Here is an 18,523-nt window from a genome sequence, read left to right on the forward strand (position 1 = left end):
CGTTGTGTCCGCCGGTCGCGATGCCCTGCGAGTTGTAGGCCATCATCACGAGGCCGGAGCAGTCCCAGGTGTTCGGGCCGGCGCCATCGCGTTCGCCCGTGCCCAGCTCGGCGAGCCGTACGTCCTGACCGGCGCCGGCCCGAACACCTGGGACTGCTCCGGCCTCGTGATGATGGCCTACAACTCGCAGGGCATCGCGACCGGCGGACACAACGTGGTCTGGCAGTACAACTACTTCAAGTCGATCGGCCGCCTCGTCCCGCTGTCCCAGCGCCAGCCCGGCGACATCCTGTTCTACTCGTCGAACGGCACCGCCTCGGGGGCGTACCACGACTCGATCGTGACGAGCTACGGCACCATGGTCGAGGCCGCGCGCCCCGGCGTCGGCGTCGTCGAGCGCGCGATCTGGCTGCCGAACCAGCTCATGCCGTACGTCGCCCGCCCGAGCGGTTCCCTGTAGCCCGCTCCCGGAGTGCCCGTTCTTTCCCAGAGCGGCTGCGGTACCAAGCGAGATCGGGCGTACCTGCACGGATCAACGCACCAGGTACGCCCGTTTCCACCATGCGCGCCCGCGCACGCCCCGCACACCCAGGCCCGCGCACGCCCCGCCCGCGCACGCCACACCCCGCAGCCACCACCACAGAACGGCGCCCGCCCTCCGGAAGGAGAGCGGGCGCCGTTCGTCGTCAGGGGATCGTCAGTGCGAGCCGGGCACGTACGCGGCCTGACCGGCCTGCACGATGCGCTCGGCCTCGGCGGCGTCGCCCCACCCCTCGGCCTTGACCCACTTGTTGGGCTCGAGGTCCTTGTAGTGCTCGAAGAAGTGCGCGATCTCGGCCTTCGTCTGCTCCGGCACGTCCGCGATGTCCTGGATGTGGGCCCAGCGCGGGTCCTTGGCGGGGACGACGAGGACCTTCTCGTCGATGCCGGCCTCGTCGCTCATCTTGAAGACGCCGACGGGGCGGACCTTGACGCCGACGCCGGGGAACGTCGGGAACTCGAGCAGCAGCAGCGCGTCCACGGGGTCACCGTCGTCGGCCAGGGTCTTCTCGAAGAACCCGTAGTCGGTGGGGTAGACGAACGAGGTGAACAGCACGCGGTCGAGGTAGACGCGACCGGTCTCGTGGTCCACCTCGTACTTGTTGCGGCTGCCCTTGGGGATCTCGACGACGACGTCGTACGCGGCCATGTTGCGCTCCTGTGTCTGCTTCGGGGACTGTCGTGTGTTGCGAAAGCGCGGCTAACGTTACCGGGTGAACTCTCCGCGTCCCCGGCTCGACCCCGCCGTCGCCGCGACCCGCCTGGCGGTCCGCGACCTGCTCGCCGCAGCCGTCGACGACGGCGTGGTCGCCGCAGGCGACCTGGTCCTCGTCGCACTGAGCGGCGGACCGGACTCCCTCGCCCTGGCGGCGGCCACCGCGTTCGAAGCGGGCAAGCAGGGTCTGCGGGCCGGGGCAGTGGTCGTCGACCACGCGCTCCAGGCGGGCTCCGAGGCGGTCGCGAGCCGCGCCTCCCGGCAGGCATCCGAGCTGGGACTCGACCCGGTGACGGTCCGCAGGGTCACGGTCGGCTCCGACGGTGGTCCGGAAGGCGCCGCCCGGGAGGCCCGCCACGCGTCGATCGCCGAGGTCGCGGCCGCCACCGGGTCACCCCTGGTGCTGCTGGGCCACACCCTGGACGACCAGGCCGAGACCGTGCTGCTCGGTCTGCTGCGCGGCAGCGGGCCGGACAGCCTGTCCGGCATGCAGCCGCTCGCCCGCCGCGACGGCGGTCCGGCCTACGGCCGGCCGCTCCTGTCGGTCCGGCGCAACGCGACCCGGCAGGCGTGCGCCGCAGCGGGGCTGGCGCCGTGGCACGACCCGCAGAACGACGATCCCGCGTACGCACGGGTGCGGGTGCGGAACACCCTGCTGCCGGTGCTCGAACGGGAGCTCGGTGCCGGGGTGCCCGAGGCCCTGGCCCGCACGGCCGACCAGCTGCGCGAGGACTCCGCCGCCCTCGACCACTTCGCCGAGGAGATCGCGGAGGACATCGCCGAGCACTCCGAGGCGGGCATCTCGCTGTCGGTGCGGGCGCTCGGGGCGAACCCACCGGCGCTCCGGCAGCGACTCGTGCGCCTGGCGGTGGAGAGCGAGTTCGGGGTGACGCTGTCGCGCGTGCAGACGCTCGAGGTCTGCCGGCTGGTCACGGACTGGAGCGGACAGGGCCCGATCGACCTGCCGGGCGTCCGTGCCACGCGGACCGGCGACCGCATCGAGTTCAGCGCCGGTTAGGCTGGCGTGGTGGAACTCTCCGACGTCCAGGCAGACCTGTCCGAAGTGCTCTTCACCCCCGAGCAGATCGACGAGAAGCTCGCTGAGCTCGCGGCGGTCGTCGACGCCGACTACGCGGGCCGCGACCCGCTGCTCGTCGGGGTGCTCAAGGGTGCCGTCATGGTGATGGCGGACTTCTCGCGCCACCTCAAGATGCAGGCGCGGATGGACTGGATGGCGGTGTCGTCGTACGGCTCCGGCACGAAGTCGTCCGGTGTGGTGCGGATCCTCAAGGACCTCGACACCGACCTGCACGGGCGCGACGTCCTGATCGTCGAGGACATCATCGACTCCGGTCTGACCCTGTCGTGGCTCAAGCAGAACCTGCAGTCCCGTGGTGCCGCGAGCGTCGAGATCGTCGCCCTGCTGCGCAAGCCCGAGGCCGCCAAGGTCGAGGTCGACGTGAAGTACGTGGGCTTCGACATCCCGGACGCCTTCGTGGTCGGCTACGGCCTGGACTACGACGAGCGCTACCGCAACCTGCGCGGCGTCGGCGTCCTCGCTCCGCACGTCTACTCCTGACGGGCGGCCCGCCGCGCTCGGGTCGCACTCGGCCGACTCTGGCCCGGGGGTGAGTTCGCCCGCAGAGGACACCCATTCTCGCCACAGAATCGCGGCCGTATGCTGACCTGCACGCAACTTCGGCAGAGAAAGGTGTCGGGCACTCGCGCCCGGATCACATGAACTTCAAGCGCATCTTCCGCGGCCCGTACCTCTACGTGCTGATCGCGCTGGCGGGCATCTTCATCGGCTGGAGCGTCATCAGCCAGGGCAGCACGCAAGAGATCGACACCCAGAAGGGTCTCGAGCAGCTCTCCGATGACAAGGTCTCGTCCGCGACCATCAACTCCACCGAGCAGCGGGTCGACCTCGTCCTGAAGGACGGCGACAAGCAGGAGCAGTTCTACTACTCCACGCCCCGTGGCGAAGAGGTGGTGCAGGCCGTCAACGACGCCAACCTGCCGGACGGCTACAACGACCGCGTCGCCCAGGGCAACTGGTTCCTGTCGCTGCTCGGCATCCTGCTGCCGTTCCTGATCATCGGTGCCCTGTTCTGGTTCCTGCTCTCGAGCGCCCAGGGTGGCGGCTCGAAGGTCATGCAGTTCGGCAAGTCGAAGGCCAAGATCAACAACAAGGAGAACCCGCAGGTGTCGTTCGCCGACGTCGCGGGTGCCGACGAGGCGATCGAAGAACTCCACGAGATCAAGGAGTTCCTCAAGGAGCCCGCGAAGTTCCAGGCCGTCGGGGCGAAGATCCCGAAGGGCGTGCTGCTCTACGGCCCTCCCGGAACCGGCAAGACCCTGCTCGCCCGCGCCGTCGCGGGAGAAGCCGGCGTGCCGTTCTACTCGATCTCCGGTTCGGACTTCGTCGAGATGTTCGTCGGTGTCGGTGCGAGCCGTGTCCGTGACCTCTTCGAGCAGGCCAAGGCGAACTCGCCGGCCATCGTCTTCATCGACGAGATCGACGCCGTCGGTCGTCACCGTGGTGCCGGCATCGGCGGTGGCAACGACGAACGCGAGCAGACGCTGAACCAGCTCCTGGTCGAGATGGACGGCTTCGACGGCAAGACGAACGTCATCCTCATCGCCGCGACGAACCGTCCCGACGTGCTCGACCCCGCGCTCCTGCGCCCCGGCCGTTTCGACCGCCAGATCGGCGTCGACGCCCCGGGCCTCGCCGGCCGCAAGCAGATCCTCGAGGTGCACGCGAAGGGCAAGCCGCTCGCCGCGAGCGTCGACCTCGAGCTGCTCGCCCGCAAGACGCCGGGCTTCACCGGTGCCGACCTGGCGAACGTCCTGAACGAGGCAGCCCTGCTGACCGCCCGTTCGAACGCGCAGCTCATCGACAACCGCGCCCTCGACGAGGCCGTCGACCGCGTGATGGCCGGCCCGCAGCGCCGGACCCGGATCATGTCCGACCAGGAACGCCTGATCACCGCGTACCACGAGGGCGGCCACGCCCTGGCGGCAGCGGCCATGCGGCACACCGACCCGGTCACGAAGATCACGATCCTGCCCCGCGGCCGTGCCCTCGGCTACACGATGGTGCTCCCGCTCGAGGACAAGTACTCGGTCACCCGCAACGAGCTCCTCGACCAGCTCACCTACGCCATGGGTGGTCGCGTCGCCGAGGAGATCGTCTTCCACGACCCGACCACGGGCGCCTCGAACGACATCGAGAAGGCCACCGGCACCGCCCGCAAGATGGTGACCGAGTACGGCATGAGCCAGGCCGTCGGGTCCGTCAAGCTCGGGTCCGGTTCGAGCGAGCCGTTCGTCGGCCGTGACATGAGCGGTGGCACCGGTCGCGACTACTCGGAGACCATCGCCCAGACGGTCGACGCCGAGACCCGCGCCCTGCTCGAGGCCGCGCACGACGAGGCCTACCAGGTGCTCAACGACAACCGCGACATCCTCGACCGCCTGGCCGGCGAGCTCCTCGAGAAGGAGACGCTCGACGCCCCGGAGCTCGTGGAGATCTTCAAGGACGTCCGCAAGCTGCCGGAGCGCCCCCAGTGGCTCTCCAGCGACAAGCGCCCGGTCAGCAACCTGCCCGCGATCGACGTGCCCGGCAAGGCCGCCTCGACCGCAGCGGACCCGTCGGACTCCGAGTCGACCTCGAAGACCCGTCGTCGCCCGTTCGGCAACCCGGGTATCGCCCCCGCGTAGGCCGGCATGACCGAGCTGCCGACGCGACGAGAGCGTCGACTCGCCGAGGTGAGTCGTGCCCGCGCCGCCGCCGCCGAACCGGCGACGGTCGCGATCGACCTCCGTGCACCCCAGCCGGTGCCGGAGGTCGTGACCGGCCGTCGCCGTGACCGCGGTGGTCCGGCCGAGGAGCGCACCCGGGTGCTCGGCATCCTCAACGTCACCCCCGACTCGTTCAGCGACGGCGGGCTGCACCAGGCCTACGACGCCGCCGTGCAGCACGCACGTGACCTCGTCGCGGCCGGTGCCGACGTCATCGACGTCGGTGGGGAGTCCACCCGCCCCGGTTCCGAGCGCGTGCCCGTGCCGGTCGAGCAGGAACGGGTGCTGCCGGTCGTGCAGCAGCTCGTCGCCGAGGGCATCCCGGTCAGCGTCGACACGATGAACGCCGCGACGGCCGAGCGTGCCGTCGACCTCGGTGCCGCCATCGTCAACGACGTCTCCGGCGGGCTCGCCGACCCGGACATGGCCAGGGTCGTGGCGTCGACGGGGGTCGGCTTCGTCGTCATGCACTGGCGCGGCCACAGCGACCGGATGTACCGCAACGCCGAGTACACCCACGCGGTCGAGGAGGTCCGGCGCGAGGTCGAGCTCCGGGTCGCCGAACTCATCGTGCTCGGCGTCCGGCAGGAGCAGGTCGTCATCGACCCGGGCCTCGGCTTCGCCAAGCACGGCGTGCAGAACTGGGAGATCCTGGCCGGCTACGAACGCTTCGCCTCGATCGGCCTGCCGGTGCTCGTCGCCGCCTCACGCAAGCGGTTCCTCGACGGTGTCGGGAGCCCCGAGGGTGCCCCGCCCAGGGAGCGCGACCTCGCCACCGCCGCCATCAGCCTGCTCGCCGCGGAACGCGGCGCGTGGGGTGTGCGCGTGCACGACCCGGCACCGACCCGTGCCGTGCTCGACGTCTGGGACGCCTGGAGGGCAGCTCGATCGTGAACGACACCATCCGACTCACCGGGGTCCGCGCCCGCGGACACCACGGCGTCTTCGACCACGAGCGCGAGGACGGCCAGGACTTCGTCGTCGACGTCGCCGTGGAGCTCGACGCCCGCGCCGCCTCGGGCAGCGACGACCTCGACGCCACCGTGCACTACGGCGTCCTCGCCGAGCAGGTCGTCGCCGAGATCGAACGCGACCCGGTCGACCTGATCGAGACCCTGGCCGAGCGCATCGCCGCCGCCGTGCTGACCCACCGTGCCGCACTCGCGACCGAGGTCACGGTGCACAAGCCGCAGGCCCCGATCACCGTGCCGTTCACCGACGTCTCGATCACCATCCGGCGCACCCGCGGCGCCACGGTGCCGGACGAGGAAGAAGAATGACCCACCGGGTCGTCGTCGCCCTCGGAGCGAACCTCGGCGACCGAGGGAGCACGCTCCGCGCCGCCGCCACCGCGATCGCCGCCCTGCCCGGGGTCGTGCCGGTGGCCTCGAGCCGTGAGGTCGAGTCGGTCGCCGTGACCCTCGACGGCCTCGACACGTCGAAGCCCCGCTACCGGAACGCCGTCGTGGTCGTCGACACCGCCCTCGAGCCGCAGGCCTTCCTCGACGCCCTGCACGGCATCGAGGACGCCCACGGCCGCACGCGCGAGGTCCGGTGGGGCGACCGCACCCTCGACCTCGACGTCGTCGCGGTGGACGACCTGCGGATCGCCACGGACACCCTGGTCGTGCCCCACCCCCGGGCAGCGGAGCGCGCGTTCGTGCTCGCCCCGTGGCTCGACGCCGACCCCGAGGCCGTCCTGCCCGGTGCCGGACCGGTGGCCGACCTGCTCACCGCCGTGGGGGACGACACCGAGCGCGTCGACGAGCCGCGCCTGTTCGCGGAGCCGGCACGGGCCTCCCGGCCTGCGGGGAGCGCGACCAGCGCATGAAGCCCACCCGCGCCTCCACGCTGATCAGCATCGCCGTCGTCACGGCGGTCGCCGGCTTCGCACTCGACGCCGTCCTGGCGTCGCGCCAGCTGCCGACGTTCCTGTTCTCGATCCCGCTCGGCGTGACGCTCGCGTTCATCGGCGTCGCCGTCGTGCTCATGGCGCGTCCGGTGCGCCGGCACGCGCGCGACGGCGCCGGACGCCAGCGGCCGGTCGACCCGCTCTACGCGACCCGGGTCGTCGTGCTCGCGAAGGCGTCCAGCATCTGCGGCACGCTGCTCGGCGGGTTCGCCCTCGGCCTCGTGCTGTACCTGCTGACCCGTCCCGCGACGCCTTCGCTAGGCTCGACCCTGCCGAACGTGATCGCCGTCGGGGGCGGGATCGTCCTGACGGTCTGCGCACTCGTGGCGGAGCGCATGTGCATCGCACCCCCGGGTGACGACGACGACCGTGACGATCCCCGCAACGGTTCGACGACGGTGAACTGACCGAGCAACCCCAGGAGGCCCGCGATGCCGCGTGAACGACTCGACGAGCCCGGCCTCGGCCTCGGTGGGATCGCCTGGCAGCGGGTGTCCGCGAAGCTCGTGTGGACCGAACTCATCACCACCCTCGTGATCGGTGTCGTGCTCACCGCGGGCTGCGTGCTCATCGGGATCGTCACCGACGGCTTCGGTTCCGGGGCCGGCACGGTCTGGCTGTCCATCGGCATCGTCGTCGCGGTCACCACGGCGATCACCGCCGCGCTCACACCCCGACGGGTCCGGGCCATCGGCTACGCGCTCCGTGACGACGACCTGGTCGTGCGCCGCGGCCTCATGTGGCAGCGCTTCACGGCGGTCCCGTACGGCCGGATGCAGCTCGTCGACGTCGCCCGCGGGCCGCTCGACCGGGCGCTCGGCATGAGCGAGCTCAAGTTCGTCACCGCCGCGGCTGCGACGAACGTCCGGATCCCGGGTGTCCCGGCAGCGGACGCCGACGAGCTGCGCGACCGCCTCGTCGAGCTCGCCGAGTCCCGTCGCGCCGGGCTGTAGGGGTCGTCCGTGACCTTCCGACCGGGCACCCCGCCACCCGCTCCGCCCGCCCCGCCCACCCGGGGCAACGCGGCCGCTGCGGCACCCCTGACCGACGGCGAGTGGCACCGCCTGCACCCGCTGACCCCGCTGCTCAAGGGCGGGATCTTCCTCATCGTCATCCTCGGCTACGTGCTGAACAGCCTGCGGGACCAGCTCGTCGAGTTCTTCATCCCGGGCGAGCAGCAGGAGGACGGTGACCCCGTCCGGTACGTGTACGAGCACGGCGTCGTCGGCTGGGTCCTGCTCGGCATCGTGGTGCTGCTCCTGGTGCTGATCGGCCTGTTCTACCTGTCCTGGCGCATGCACGAGTTCCGCGTCACCGGCGAGATCGTCGAGGTGCGCTCGGGCGTGCTGTTCCGGAACCACCGCAAGGCCCGGCTCGACCGGATCCAGGGCATCAACATCCAGCGGCCGCTCGTGCCCCGGGTGTTCGGCACCGCCAAGCTCGAGATCGCGCAGGCCGGCAACGACGCCAACGTGCAGCTCGCCTACCTCGGGGCCCGCGCCGCCGACGACCTGCGGCAGCGGATCCTGGTGCTCGCGTCCGGCGCGAAGGACGACGACGGCCACGGCGGTCCGTCGCGGCAGTCGCACGGGGCACTGCAGGACCGCGTCGACGAGATGTTCTCGCCCGAGCTCGACCCGGCAGCCGTGCACGCCACCCGCATCGTCAAGGTGCGCCCGGGGCGGCTCATCGCGTCGATGCTGCTGTCCGGCACGACGCTGTTCCTGCTGCTGGTCATCGCCGGCATGATCGTCAGCGTCGCCCTCACCGGCGAGTTCGCGGTGCTGTTCGGGCTGTTCCCCGCCGTGCTCGGTGCCGGCGGCTACTACGTCCGGAAATTCTCCCGTTCGCTGCAGTACACGATCGCCGAGACCCGCGACGGCATCCGGATCGGCTTCGGACTGGTCTCGACGTCGAACGAGACGTTGCCGCCGGGCCGCATCCACGCCGTCAGCGTCGCCCAGCCGCTGCTGTGGCGCCCCTTCGGCTGGTGGGACATCCGCATCAACCGGGCGACGAGCGCCGGCAACGGGGCGTCGAGCAACCAGCAGGTGTCCTCGATCGTGCTGCCCGTCGGCACGACGGCGGACGTCCGCGAGGTCCTCGACATCATCCTGCCCGGACTCGTCGGCACCGTCGTCGCCGGCCCCGAGGCGTCGCAGGAAGCCCTGCGCGAGGGTGCGGCCGAAGCCGTGGACGTCGTCGACGACAGCCTCACCACCTCGGGCGACCGCGGCGGCTTCGTACACTCCCCACGACGTGGCGCCTGGCTCCGTCCGTTCGCGTTCCGCCGCAACGGCTACCGGTTCGTGCAGGGTGCGGTGCTGCTGCGGCTCGGTGCCGTGTGGCGCTCGCTCGTCATCGTGCCGCTGCCCCGGGTGCAGAGCGTCAAGGTCGAGCAGGGTCCCCTTGAGCGTGCCCTGCGGCTCGCAGCCGTCCACGTCCACACCGTGGCCGGTCCGGTCTCGGCCCGCGTCGGTGCGCTCGACGCGCGGGACGCGCAGCGCCTGTGGTCGGAGACGACGCAGCGTGCCGTCGAGGCGGCCGCAGTCGACACGACCCACCGCTGGCGCGAACGGGAGGCCCGTCCCGCGGCCGCCACGCACGCTGCGGCCGACACCGTGCACGGGTCCGGAGCCCCTGCCGGGCAGGCGGCGGACCACCGGTCCGGCGCCGTCCCTACCGGCTGGGACGACGTCCCACCGACCGGAGCCGCACGATGAGGGCCGGGCGTCTCGGGGTCGGCATCGTCGGCGCCGGACGGGTCGGACCCGTCCTCGGAGCAGCCCTGGCGAACGCGGAGCACGCCGTCGTCGGGGTGACCGCCGTGTCCGACGAGGGCCGTGACCGCGCCGAGGCCATGCTGCCCGGCGCTCCGGTGCTCGCGACGCCCGACCTGGTGGAGCGGAGCGAACTCGTGCTGCTCGCGGTGCCGGACGACCAGCTCGCCTCGCTCGTGCAGGGGCTGGCGGACGCCGGGATCTGGCAGCCGGGGCAGCTCGTCGTCCACACCAGCCCGGATCACGGCGTCGGCATCCTCGCCCCGGCGATGGCAGCCGGTGCCATCCCGTTGGCGATCCACCCCGCGATGGCCTTCACGGGCACGAGTGTCGACCTGTCCCGGCTGCGCGACGCGTACTGCGCGGTGACCGCCCCGGCGCCTGTCCTGCCGATCGCCCAGGCGCTCGTGGTCGAGATGGGGGCCGAACCGTTCGTCGTCGCCGAGGCGGACCGGCCCGCGTACGCCGATGCCGTGCGGGCCGCCGTGAGCTTCTCGACCGCGATCGTGGACCAGTCGGCGGGCACCCTGTCCGGCATCGGCGTCGAACACCCGGGTCGTGTCCTCGGTGCGCTCGTCCGCTCCGCCGTCGACAACGCGCTCACCGCCGCCGACGGGCAGTCGACGCTCTAGCGGTTCGGGGGCGGGACCGCGGCGCGGGTAGCATTTCCCCCGACCCCCACGACCATCGGAGCCGCACCCGCATGACCGACGAGACCGTCACCCCCGACACCGCGATCGCCGACGCCGCCGCACTGGCCGAGCAGGAGACCAGCGAGCAGCGACAGGTCCGGCTCGACAAGCGGGCGAAGCTGCTGGAGTCGGGCATCGAGGCGTACCCCGCCGAGCTCCCCATCACCACGACGATCCCGGCCGTGCGCGAGCAGTACGCGCACCTGGAGACCGGCGAGGAGACCCAGGACGTCGTGGGCATCGCGGGTCGTGTGGTGTTCTCGCGCAACACCGGCAAGCTCTGCTTCGCGTCCCTGCAGTCCGGCGACGGCTCGCGCATCCAGGCGATGGTCTCCCTGGCCGAGGTGGGGGACGAGTCCCTCGCCCGCTGGAAGGAGTTCGTCGACCTGGGCGACCACGTGTTCGTGCACGGCCGTGTGATCTCCTCGCGCCGCGGCGAGCTGTCGGTCATGGTCGACGACTGGGCGATCGCGGCGAAAGCGATCCTGCCGCTGCCGAACCTGCACAACGAACTCAACGAGGAGACACGGGTCCGCCAGCGCTACCTCGACCTCATCGTCCGCGACGAGGCCCGCGCCACCGTGCGTGCCCGCGCCGCCGTGATGTCCTCGCTCCGCCAGACCTTCACCGCGCACGAGTACCTCGAGGTCGAGACCCCGATGCTGCAGACCCAGCACGGCGGCGCCTCGGCGCGACCGTTCGTGACGCACTCGAACGCCTTCGACACCGAGCTGTTCCTGCGCATCGCACCCGAGCTGTTCCTCAAGCGCGCCGTCGTCGGCGGCATCGACCGGGTGTTCGAGATCAACCGCAACTTCCGGAACGAGGGTGCCGACTCGTCGCACTCGCCCGAGTTCGCGATGGTCGAGGCGTACCAGGCGTACGGCAACTACGAGCAGATGGCCGACCTGACGCAGGAGCTCGTGCAGAACGCGACCCGCGCGGTCACCGGTGGTGCGCTCGAGGTCACCCTGCCCGACGGCAGCACCTACGACCTGGGTGGCGAGTGGCCCCGGATCGACATGTACGGCTCGCTGTCCGAGGCCGCGGGGCGCGAGATCAGCCCGGAGACCCCGCTGTCCGAGCTGCAGGCGCTCGCCGAGGCCGAGGGCGTCGAGGTCGCCCACGCCACGCACGGCAAGTACGTCGAGGAGCTCTGGGAGCACTTCGTCATCGACTCGCTCGACCGCCCGACCTTCGTGATGAACTTCCCGGTCGACACCTCGCCGCTCACCCGGCAGCACCGCACCCGTCCGGGCGTCGTCGAGAAGTGGGACCTCTACGTCCGCGGCTTCGAGCTCGGCACGGCGTACTCCGAGCTCGTCGACCCGGTCGTGCAGCGGGAGCGGTTCGTCGAGCAGGCGAAGCTCGCGGCCGGTGGTGACCTCGAGGCGATGCGCGTCGACGAGGACTTCCTGCGGGCCCTGGAACACGCGATGCCTCCGTCGGGCGGCATGGGCATGGGGATCGACCGCCTGCTCATGGCCATCACGGGCCTGGGCATCCGCGAGACGATCCTGTTCCCGCTGGTGAAATAACTCCCGGTCCACCGGGGTACGATGCTCGGGTGCCTGAAGGAGTCGTAAGCGGGATCGTCTTCGCCCTGACGCCGACCATCGTCGTCGGCCTGATCTTCTGGTTCGTGATGCGCGCGATCATGCGTGCCGACCGGACCGAGCGAGCCGCGTACGCCAAGGTCGAGGCCGAGGAGCGCGCCCGCTTCGAGCGTGAGCACGGTCGCCCCGCACCGGCTCCGACGTCGGCCGAGTAGCCGCCCGCGCACGATCCACTTCACCCCGTGTTCACCGCGCGGTGTGATCCTGTCGCGCATGCCCACCATCCCGGAGTCCGCCGCCGGCGTCGATGACCTCGACGACCTCGACGTGGAGGACGCCTTCGGACACCCGGCGTCCGGGGCGTCCGTCTCGCCCGTCGGCAGTGACGACGGACCCCTCGACGACGAGGGCGACGTCGACGACCTCGACGTCTGAGCGCCGACGGACCGTCACGCACCGTTCACCTCGCCGACGCGTGCCGGGGTGAGCATCGTCCGCATGGCAACCACCGCACATCCCTTCACGGGCCGCAGCCTCGTCGGTGACATCGAGAGCGAGTACGACGAGTTCGACCGAGACGCAGACCTCGAGGTCTCCAAGCGCCGAGACGGGTGGCTCGAACCCTCCTGGTGACCCCCACCCATGCGGTATTCGGGGTACGACGACCAGATCGCACTGATCCGGTCGGACGTACCCCTTTTGCATGTCCGGAGTACGCAGTCGCGCGGGGTACACGATCGGAAACACTGGTGAAACACGCCTGCAACGCCGGAAACACGGCGTTATCCGCTTGATCCAGGGCCGATTGGGGGACCAGACTGGCGGTGGGCTGTACCCCGCGGGGGACGCTTTCGATGATGAAGCACGGAGAACCCTGAGAATCGCTCCGAACGATTTGTGGGGTACACCTCCGGGCCGCTTTACTCATCAGCACCCCCCGGCAACGCCCCACGAAGCCATCACCGTCGAACGCAGGGAGAAACACCATGACGATCGCAACGGCTGCACCCAGCACCACCCGCCGCACCGCCACCAAGAAGGCATCGGCATCGAAGACCGCGACCGCCGAGTCCGCCACCACCTCCCTCGACACCGAGGTCGAGGCCGACGAGCAGCTCGCCGGTGTCCGCGGCGCCTCGGTCGACCAGGTCGGCGACTACCTCCGTCACATCGGCCGTCTCTCGCTCCTCACCGCCGAGGAAGAAGCGCAGATCGCACGCCGCATCGAGGTCGGGCTCTTCGCCGAAGAGAAGCTCGCCACCGAGAAGGGTCTCGCGAAGACCCTGCAGCGTGAACTCCGCTGGCTCGTCCGCGACGGTGAGCGCGCCAAGGAGCGCATGATCACCTCGAACCTCCGCCTCGTCGTGAGCATCGCCAAGCGGTACTCGCAGCGTGGCCTGCCCTTCATGGACGTCATCCAGGAAGGCAACCTCGGCCTGGTCCGTGCCGTCGAGAAGTTCGACTTCACGCAGGGCTACAAGTTCTCGACCTACGCCACCTGGTGGATCCGCCAGGCCATCTCGCGTGGCCTCGCCGACAAGGCGCGCACGATCCGCATCCCGGTGCACACCGTCGAGCTCATCAACAAGATCTCGCGCACCGAGCGTGACCTGACCGTCGACCTCGGCCGTGCGCCGATGCCGGAGGAAGTGGCCGCCGAGCTGAGCATGAGCGTCGAGGAACTCGTCGACCTCAAGGGTCGATCGCACGAGCCGGTCTCGATCCACACCGTGGTCGGCGACTCCGACGACAGCGAACTCGGTGACTTCATCGAGGACGAGGACGCCGCGAGCCCGAACGAGCTCACCGAGACGACGCTGCTGCACCGCGACATCCGCTCCATCGTCGCCGAGCTGCCCAGCGACGAGGCGAACGTCATCCGCATGCGCTACGGCCTGGACGACGACAAGCCGATGACCCTCGACGAGATCTCGAAGATCGTGCACACGACCCGCCAGGCCGTCAGCCGGGTGGAGTCGCGCGCGAAGCTGCGTCTGTTCGCCAAGGCGGTCTCGCAGGACATGCAGCTGTACCTGACCGACTAGGTCAGTGGACTTCGGCCGGCACGTTCACCCGTGCCGGCGCGGGGAAACCGGGTCGTTCTGTGGGAAGACGATCCGGTGGGGTGATGGGACGGCCCGCTCGAGCACTGCTCGAGCGGGCCATTCACGTTTCCGGAGCCGGAGCCGGAGCCGGAGCCATAGCCAGGGCCAGCCCCGGCGCGGCGTCAGTCGTCGATCTCGCGCCGGAGCTTCTGCCGCAGGTCGCTCGGGATGAGCTCGACCAGCTGGTCGGGCCGCACCGGCAGGTCGAGCAGGCTGAGCTTCACGCGTCCGGTGCGCCCGTGCCGCTCGGCGTCGAGCCGCACCACGCTGCCGGCGTCCTTGCGGAGCCGCATGTCGATCTGCGCCCCGGTGGCCACCTCGCCGACCACGAGCCCGTCGACCTCGAGCGCCGCGCTCCTGGTGCCCTCGGCGATGTCGAACCGGTAGCGCTCCCGCGCGGCGAGCACCACCGAGCGGTCGATCCCGGCCATCGGCGCGACCGGCGTCACCACCGAGCCGGACAGCGCGGGGGAGAGCACCGGCCCACCGGCGGCGTAGTTGTACGCGGTGGAGCCGGCCGGGGTGGCGGCCACGATGGCGTCGGCCCGGTAGTACCCGTACCCGAGGCCCCCGACGCTGAGGTCCGCCGAGACCTGCCCGGAGCCGGGGCGCCGCACGATGGTCAGGTCGTTGAACGCCAGGTAGTCGGTGCGGGCGCCACCCCAGGACAACCGGGCCTCGAGCGCGTGGTGCGGCTCGAGCTGGTACTCGCCGGCGGACAGCCGCTCCAGAGCGCTCTCGAGCTCGGGCGGCTCGATCTCGACCAGGAACCCGACGTTGCCGTAGTTCACGCCGAGGACGGGCACCGGGCGCTTCGCCACGAGCCGCATCGCGCCGAGCATGGTGCCGTCGCCGCCGAGAGCCACGACCAGGTCGACGCGGTCGGTGAAGTCGTCGTCGTCCACCACGTCGACCCCGCCACCGATGCGCTGGGCGTCCGCGCGCCGGGCGAGTAGCTCGCCCTGGCCGGACGCGTTCCAGCGCTGCAGGGTCGTCACGGACTCCTGCACGTTCTTGGTCGGGTGGACGACGAGGCCGACGACGGGCTGCTCCATGACCGGATCGTACCGAGCGGACCTCCGATGCGGGCTGTCCCTCCGCAGAGACATGCGATATTCTGAATACATGCAGACCGCTCAGCTCTCCGTCGCCCTCCCTTCCGTTCGGCACGGCCGCGAGATCGTGCTGCTCGCCGACCTCGAATCCCACGAGTCCGGCTTCGGCTTCGTCGACGCCGAACACCTGCTGCTGGCCGCCGTCACGCTCTGCGCCGGCATGCCCCGCTTCCGCCCCGTCCTCGACGCCCACCGGATCTCCCCGGACACCGTCCGCTCCGGCATCCGCGCCTTCGTCGGCGCCCACACCACCTGCCCCGGCGAACACGACCGGGTCGCGTGCACGCCCGCCGCGATGCGCGTGCTCGCCCGCGCCGCGACGATCGCCGGCCGTTCGGAGCGCATCCGGCCACCGCACGTCGTCCTCGCCGTGCTCGACTCGGTCGACGATCCGCTCGCCGGATCGGCGCACGACGTCCTCGACGCCCTGGGCGTCGACGCGCGCCGCTTCCGACGCGACCTGCGTCGCGCGGTGCGGCGCTCCTGACCGACGATCGGTTGACGGACTGGAGGCCCGTGGCGGGATCGCCACGGCCCTCCAGTCCGTCTCGTCGTTCGCTCACTGCGCACAAGACGCACCCTGGTCACGCCCACGGCGAACAGGGGCAGCCCCCGGGGGGAGCGCTGGTTACTCTCGAAGTACTTGGCCGGACTCACACGAGACCGGCACAGCGTCGGCTCCGCTCATCAGGGGCCAAGGGAGAGCACATGTTCGAGAGATTCACCGACCGGGCCCGTCGTGTTGTCGTCCTCGCTCAAGAAGAAGCGAAGATGCTCAACCACAACTACATCGGCACCGAGCACATCCTCCTCGGCCTCATCCACGAGGGCGAGGGCGTCGCCGCCAAGGCGCTGGAGTCGCTGGGCATCTCGCTCGACGCCGTGCGCGAGCAGGTCCAGGACATCATCGGGCAGGGCCAGCAGCAGCCGACCGGGCACATCCCGTTCACGCCGCGCGCCAAGAAGGTGCTCGAGCTGTCCCTGCGCGAGGCGCTGCAGCTCGGCCACAACTACATCGGCACGGAGCACATCCTGCTCGGCCTGATCCGCGAGGGCGAGGGTGTCGCAGCCCAGGTCCTCGTGAAGCTCGGCGCCGACCTGAACCGGGTGCGCCAGCAGGTCATCCAGCTCCTGTCCGGCTACCAGGGCAAGGAAGCGGTCGCCGTCGGCGGCGAGCAGCAGCAGAACGCGCAGCAGGGTTCGCAGGTCCTCGACCAGTTCGGTCGGAACCTCACCCAGGCTGCGCGCGACGGCAAGCTCGACCCCGTCATCGGGCGCGAGAAGGAGATGGAGCGGGTCATGCAGATCCTCTCCCGCCGCTCCAAGAACAACCCCGTCCTGATCGGTGAGCCCGGCGTCGGCAAGACCGCCGTCGTCGAGGGCCTCGCCCAGGCGATCGTCAAGGGCGACGTGCCCGAGACGCTGAAGGACAAGCAGCTCTACTCGCTCGACCTCGGGTCGCTCATCGCCGGGTCCCGCTACCGCGGTGACTTCGAGGAGCGCCTGAAGAAGGTCACGAAGGAGATCCGCACCCGCGGCGACATCATCGTCTTCATCGACGAGATCCACACGCTCGTCGGTGCCGGTGCAGCCGAGGGCGCGATCGATGCGGCCTCGATCCTGAAGCCGCTCCTCGCCCGCGGTGAGCTCCAGACCATCGGTGCCACCACGCTCGACGAGTACCGCAAGCACTTCGAGAAGGACGCCGCACTCGAGCGTCGCTTCCAGCCGGTGCAGGTCAACGAGCCGTCGCTGCCCCACGCGATCAACATCCTCAAGGGTCTGCGCGACAAGTACGAGGCGTTCCACAAGGTGTCCATCACCGACGGCGCGATCGTCGCCGCGGCGAACCTGGCAGACCGCTACGTGCAGGACCGCTTCCTGCCGGACAAGGCCATCGACCTGATCGACGAGGCCGGCGCTCGCCTGCGTCTGTCGATCCTGTCGGCACCGCCGGAGCTCCGCGAGTTCGACGAGAAGATCTCGACGGTCCGCGGGTCGAAGGAAGCCGCCATCGAGGAGCAGGACTTCGAGAAGGCCGCGAGCCTGCGCGACGAGGAGAAGAAGCTCCTCGGCGAGCGTCTCCGCCTCGAGAAGCAGTGGCGTGCGGGTGACGTCGCCGCGTCCGGCACCGTCGACGAGGGCATCATCGCCGAGGTCCTGGCCCAGGCCACGGGCATCCCGGTGTTCAAGCTCACGGAAGAGGAGACCTCGCGTCTCGTCTTCATGGAGAAGGCACTGCACGAGCGCGTCATCGGTCAGGAAGAGGCCATCTCGGCCCTGTCCAAGACCATCCGCCGTACCCGTGCCGGCCTGAAGGACCCGAACCGTCCCTCCGGCTCGTTCATCTTCGCCGGCCCCACGGGCGTCGGGAAGACCGAGCTCGCCAAGGCCCTCGCCGAGTTCCTGTTCGACGACGAGGGTGCGCTGATCTCCCTCGACATGTCGGAGTTCGGTGAGAAGCACACCGTGTCCCGCCTGTTCGGTGCCCCTCCCGGGTTCGTCGGGTTCGAGGAGGGCGGCCAGCTCACCGAGAAGGTGCGCCGCAAGCCGTTCTCCGTGGTCCTGTTCGACGAGATCGAGAAGGCCCACCCGGACATCTTCAACTCGCTGCTGCAGGTGCTCGAGGAAGGCCGTCTCACCGACGGTCAGGGCCGCGTGGTCGACTTCAAGAACACCGTCATCATCATGACCACGAACCTCGGTTCGCAGGGCATCGCCGGTGGCCCGGTGGGCTTCCAGGTCGAGGGTGATTCGGCCGTCGGCTACGACCGCATGCGCGGCAAGGTCAACGAGGAGCTCAAGAAGCATTTCAAGCCCGAGTTCCTGAACCGTGTCGACGACACGATCGTGTTCCCGCAGCTGTCGCAGCCCGAGCTGCTGCAGATCGTGGACCTGTTCGTGAAGCGTCTGGCCGACCGCCTGCTCGACCGCGACATGACCGTCGAGCTCACGCTGCCGGCCAAGGAGCAGCTCATCAAGGTCGGGTTCGACCCGTCCCTCGGTGCTCGGCCCCTGCGTCGCGCGATGCAGCACGAGGTCGAGGACCAGCTGTCCGAGCACATCCTGCAGGGTGAGCTCAACGCCGGCGACCACGTGAAGGTCGACTTCGTCGACGGTGCGTTCCACTTCGAGACCGGGCGTCAGCCGGGGCGCGAAGAGGTCCTCGCCGGTGCAGCCGCGGTCGAGGCCGCGACCGACACGCCCCAGGGCGAGATCGAGTCCTAGGACCTGACACCCCACGGACAGGAGGCTCGGTGCCAGCTGGCACCGGGCCTCCTGTCCGTTCCCGGGTCGCGTT

20 protein-coding genes are annotated in these 18,523 nt (G+C 70.4%); 18 read left to right on the forward strand and 2 right to left on the reverse strand.

Annotated features, from left to right (window positions below; translation table 11 throughout):
- Nucleotides 1–460, forward strand: a 460-nt coding sequence (locus DEJ02_RS07630; protein ID WP_146249239.1) for a C40 family peptidase, incomplete at its 5' end; no start/stop codon positions are given.
- Nucleotides 461–697: 237 nt separating this feature from the next.
- On the opposite strand, the gene DEJ02_RS07635 is transcribed toward DEJ02_RS07630, so the two are convergent.
- The gene (locus tag DEJ02_RS07635; protein ID WP_017887688.1) at nt 698–1,189 is read right to left on the reverse strand and encodes an inorganic diphosphatase; all 492 of its coding nucleotides are present in this window, start codon (nt 1,187–1,189) and stop codon (nt 698–700) included.
- A gap of 64 nt (nt 1,190–1,253) precedes the next feature.
- Between DEJ02_RS07635 and tilS the strand changes: the two genes are divergently transcribed.
- The 15 genes from tilS (at nt 1,254) to DEJ02_RS07705 (ending at nt 14,047) form a co-directional block, all read left to right on the forward strand.
- Entirely contained in the window at nt 1,254–2,273 is a 1,020-nt protein-coding gene (gene tilS / locus DEJ02_RS07640; RefSeq protein ID WP_111032546.1) for a tRNA lysidine(34) synthetase TilS, read from the forward strand.
- Between the two features lie 9 nt (nt 2,274–2,282).
- Nucleotides 2,283–2,834, forward strand: a complete 552-nt coding sequence (gene hpt / locus DEJ02_RS07645; RefSeq protein WP_017887686.1) for a hypoxanthine phosphoribosyltransferase — start codon at nt 2,283–2,285, stop codon at nt 2,832–2,834.
- A 158-nt stretch (nt 2,835–2,992) separates the two neighbouring features.
- Nucleotides 2,993–4,981, forward strand: coding sequence for an ATP-dependent zinc metalloprotease FtsH (gene ftsH / locus DEJ02_RS07650; protein ID WP_027467057.1), 1,989 nt, complete (start codon nt 2,993–2,995; stop codon nt 4,979–4,981).
- Between the two features lie 6 nt (nt 4,982–4,987).
- Nucleotides 4,988–5,956 (forward strand): dihydropteroate synthase, encoded by a 969-nt coding sequence (folP, locus tag DEJ02_RS07655; RefSeq protein WP_173032459.1) that lies wholly within the window; start codon nt 4,988–4,990, stop codon nt 5,954–5,956.
- Nucleotides 5,953–6,342 carry a dihydroneopterin aldolase gene (gene folB / locus DEJ02_RS07660; protein WP_027467059.1) on the forward strand — a complete coding sequence of 130 codons (390 nt, stop codon included), beginning with the start codon at nt 5,953–5,955 and terminating at the stop codon, nt 6,340–6,342. Before folP ends, folB begins: the two co-directional genes overlap by 4 nt.
- Nucleotides 6,339–6,893, forward strand: coding sequence for a 2-amino-4-hydroxy-6-hydroxymethyldihydropteridine diphosphokinase (gene folK / locus DEJ02_RS07665; RefSeq protein WP_111032547.1), 555 nt, complete (start codon nt 6,339–6,341; stop codon nt 6,891–6,893). The genes folB and folK overlap by 4 nt, the downstream gene beginning before the upstream one ends.
- On the forward strand, nt 6,890–7,381 hold the full coding sequence (locus DEJ02_RS07670; protein ID WP_111032548.1) for a DUF3180 domain-containing protein: 492 nt from the start codon (nt 6,890–6,892) through the stop codon (nt 7,379–7,381). Before folK ends, DEJ02_RS07670 begins: the two co-directional genes overlap by 4 nt.
- A 24-nt stretch (nt 7,382–7,405) precedes the next feature.
- Entirely contained in the window at nt 7,406–7,927 is a 522-nt protein-coding gene (locus tag DEJ02_RS07675; protein ID WP_110863569.1) for a PH domain-containing protein, read from the forward strand.
- Between the two features lie 9 nt (nt 7,928–7,936).
- Nucleotides 7,937–9,697: a PH domain-containing protein gene (locus DEJ02_RS07680; RefSeq protein ID WP_111032549.1), complete on the forward strand. Its 1,761-nt coding sequence runs from the start codon at nt 7,937–7,939 to the stop codon at nt 9,695–9,697.
- Nucleotides 9,694–10,386: a Rossmann-like and DUF2520 domain-containing protein gene (locus DEJ02_RS07685; RefSeq protein WP_164941150.1), complete on the forward strand. Its 693-nt coding sequence runs from the start codon at nt 9,694–9,696 to the stop codon at nt 10,384–10,386. The genes DEJ02_RS07680 and DEJ02_RS07685 overlap by 4 nt, the downstream gene beginning before the upstream one ends.
- Nucleotides 10,387–10,457: 71 nt before the next feature.
- Entirely contained in the window at nt 10,458–11,984 is a 1,527-nt protein-coding gene (gene lysS, locus DEJ02_RS07690) for a lysine--tRNA ligase (protein WP_111032550.1), read from the forward strand.
- A gap of 29 nt (nt 11,985–12,013) precedes the next feature.
- Entirely contained in the window at nt 12,014–12,217 is a 204-nt protein-coding gene (locus DEJ02_RS07695) for a hypothetical protein (RefSeq protein WP_071245264.1), read from the forward strand.
- Nucleotides 12,218–12,275: 58 nt separating this feature from the next.
- Nucleotides 12,276–12,437 carry a hypothetical protein gene (locus tag DEJ02_RS18440; RefSeq protein WP_163343079.1) on the forward strand — a complete coding sequence of 54 codons (162 nt, stop codon included), beginning with the start codon at nt 12,276–12,278 and terminating at the stop codon, nt 12,435–12,437.
- A gap of 63 nt (nt 12,438–12,500) precedes the next feature.
- The gene (locus tag DEJ02_RS18640) at nt 12,501–12,635 is read left to right on the forward strand and encodes a hypothetical protein (protein WP_258320880.1); all 135 of its coding nucleotides are present in this window, start codon (nt 12,501–12,503) and stop codon (nt 12,633–12,635) included.
- Nucleotides 12,636–12,988: 353 nt separating this feature from the next.
- The gene (locus tag DEJ02_RS07705; protein WP_035809350.1) at nt 12,989–14,047 is read left to right on the forward strand and encodes a sigma-70 family RNA polymerase sigma factor; all 1,059 of its coding nucleotides are present in this window, start codon (nt 12,989–12,991) and stop codon (nt 14,045–14,047) included.
- A 182-nt stretch (nt 14,048–14,229) separates the two neighbouring features.
- Here DEJ02_RS07705 and DEJ02_RS07710 read toward each other — a convergent pair whose 3' ends face one another.
- Nucleotides 14,230–15,162: an NAD(+)/NADH kinase gene (locus DEJ02_RS07710; protein WP_071404515.1), complete on the reverse strand. Its 933-nt coding sequence runs from the start codon at nt 15,160–15,162 to the stop codon at nt 14,230–14,232.
- Between the two features lie 70 nt (nt 15,163–15,232).
- Here DEJ02_RS07710 and DEJ02_RS07715 point away from each other — a divergent pair, with 70 nt between their 5' ends.
- Both DEJ02_RS07715 and DEJ02_RS07720 read left to right on the forward strand, forming a co-directional pair.
- Complete coding sequence (locus DEJ02_RS07715; protein WP_181440295.1) at nt 15,233–15,709, forward strand: Clp protease N-terminal domain-containing protein; 477 nt, start codon at nt 15,233–15,235, stop codon at nt 15,707–15,709.
- A gap of 221 nt (nt 15,710–15,930) precedes the next feature.
- Nucleotides 15,931–18,450, forward strand: a complete 2,520-nt coding sequence (locus DEJ02_RS07720) for an ATP-dependent Clp protease ATP-binding subunit (protein WP_027467068.1) — start codon at nt 15,931–15,933, stop codon at nt 18,448–18,450.
- The last annotated feature ends 73 nt before the right edge of the window (nt 18,451–18,523 follow it).

The sequence above is a fragment of the Curtobacterium sp. MCLR17_042 genome (assembly GCF_003234695.1).
GTDB lineage: Bacteria > Actinomycetota > Actinomycetes > Actinomycetales > Microbacteriaceae > Curtobacterium > Curtobacterium flaccumfaciens.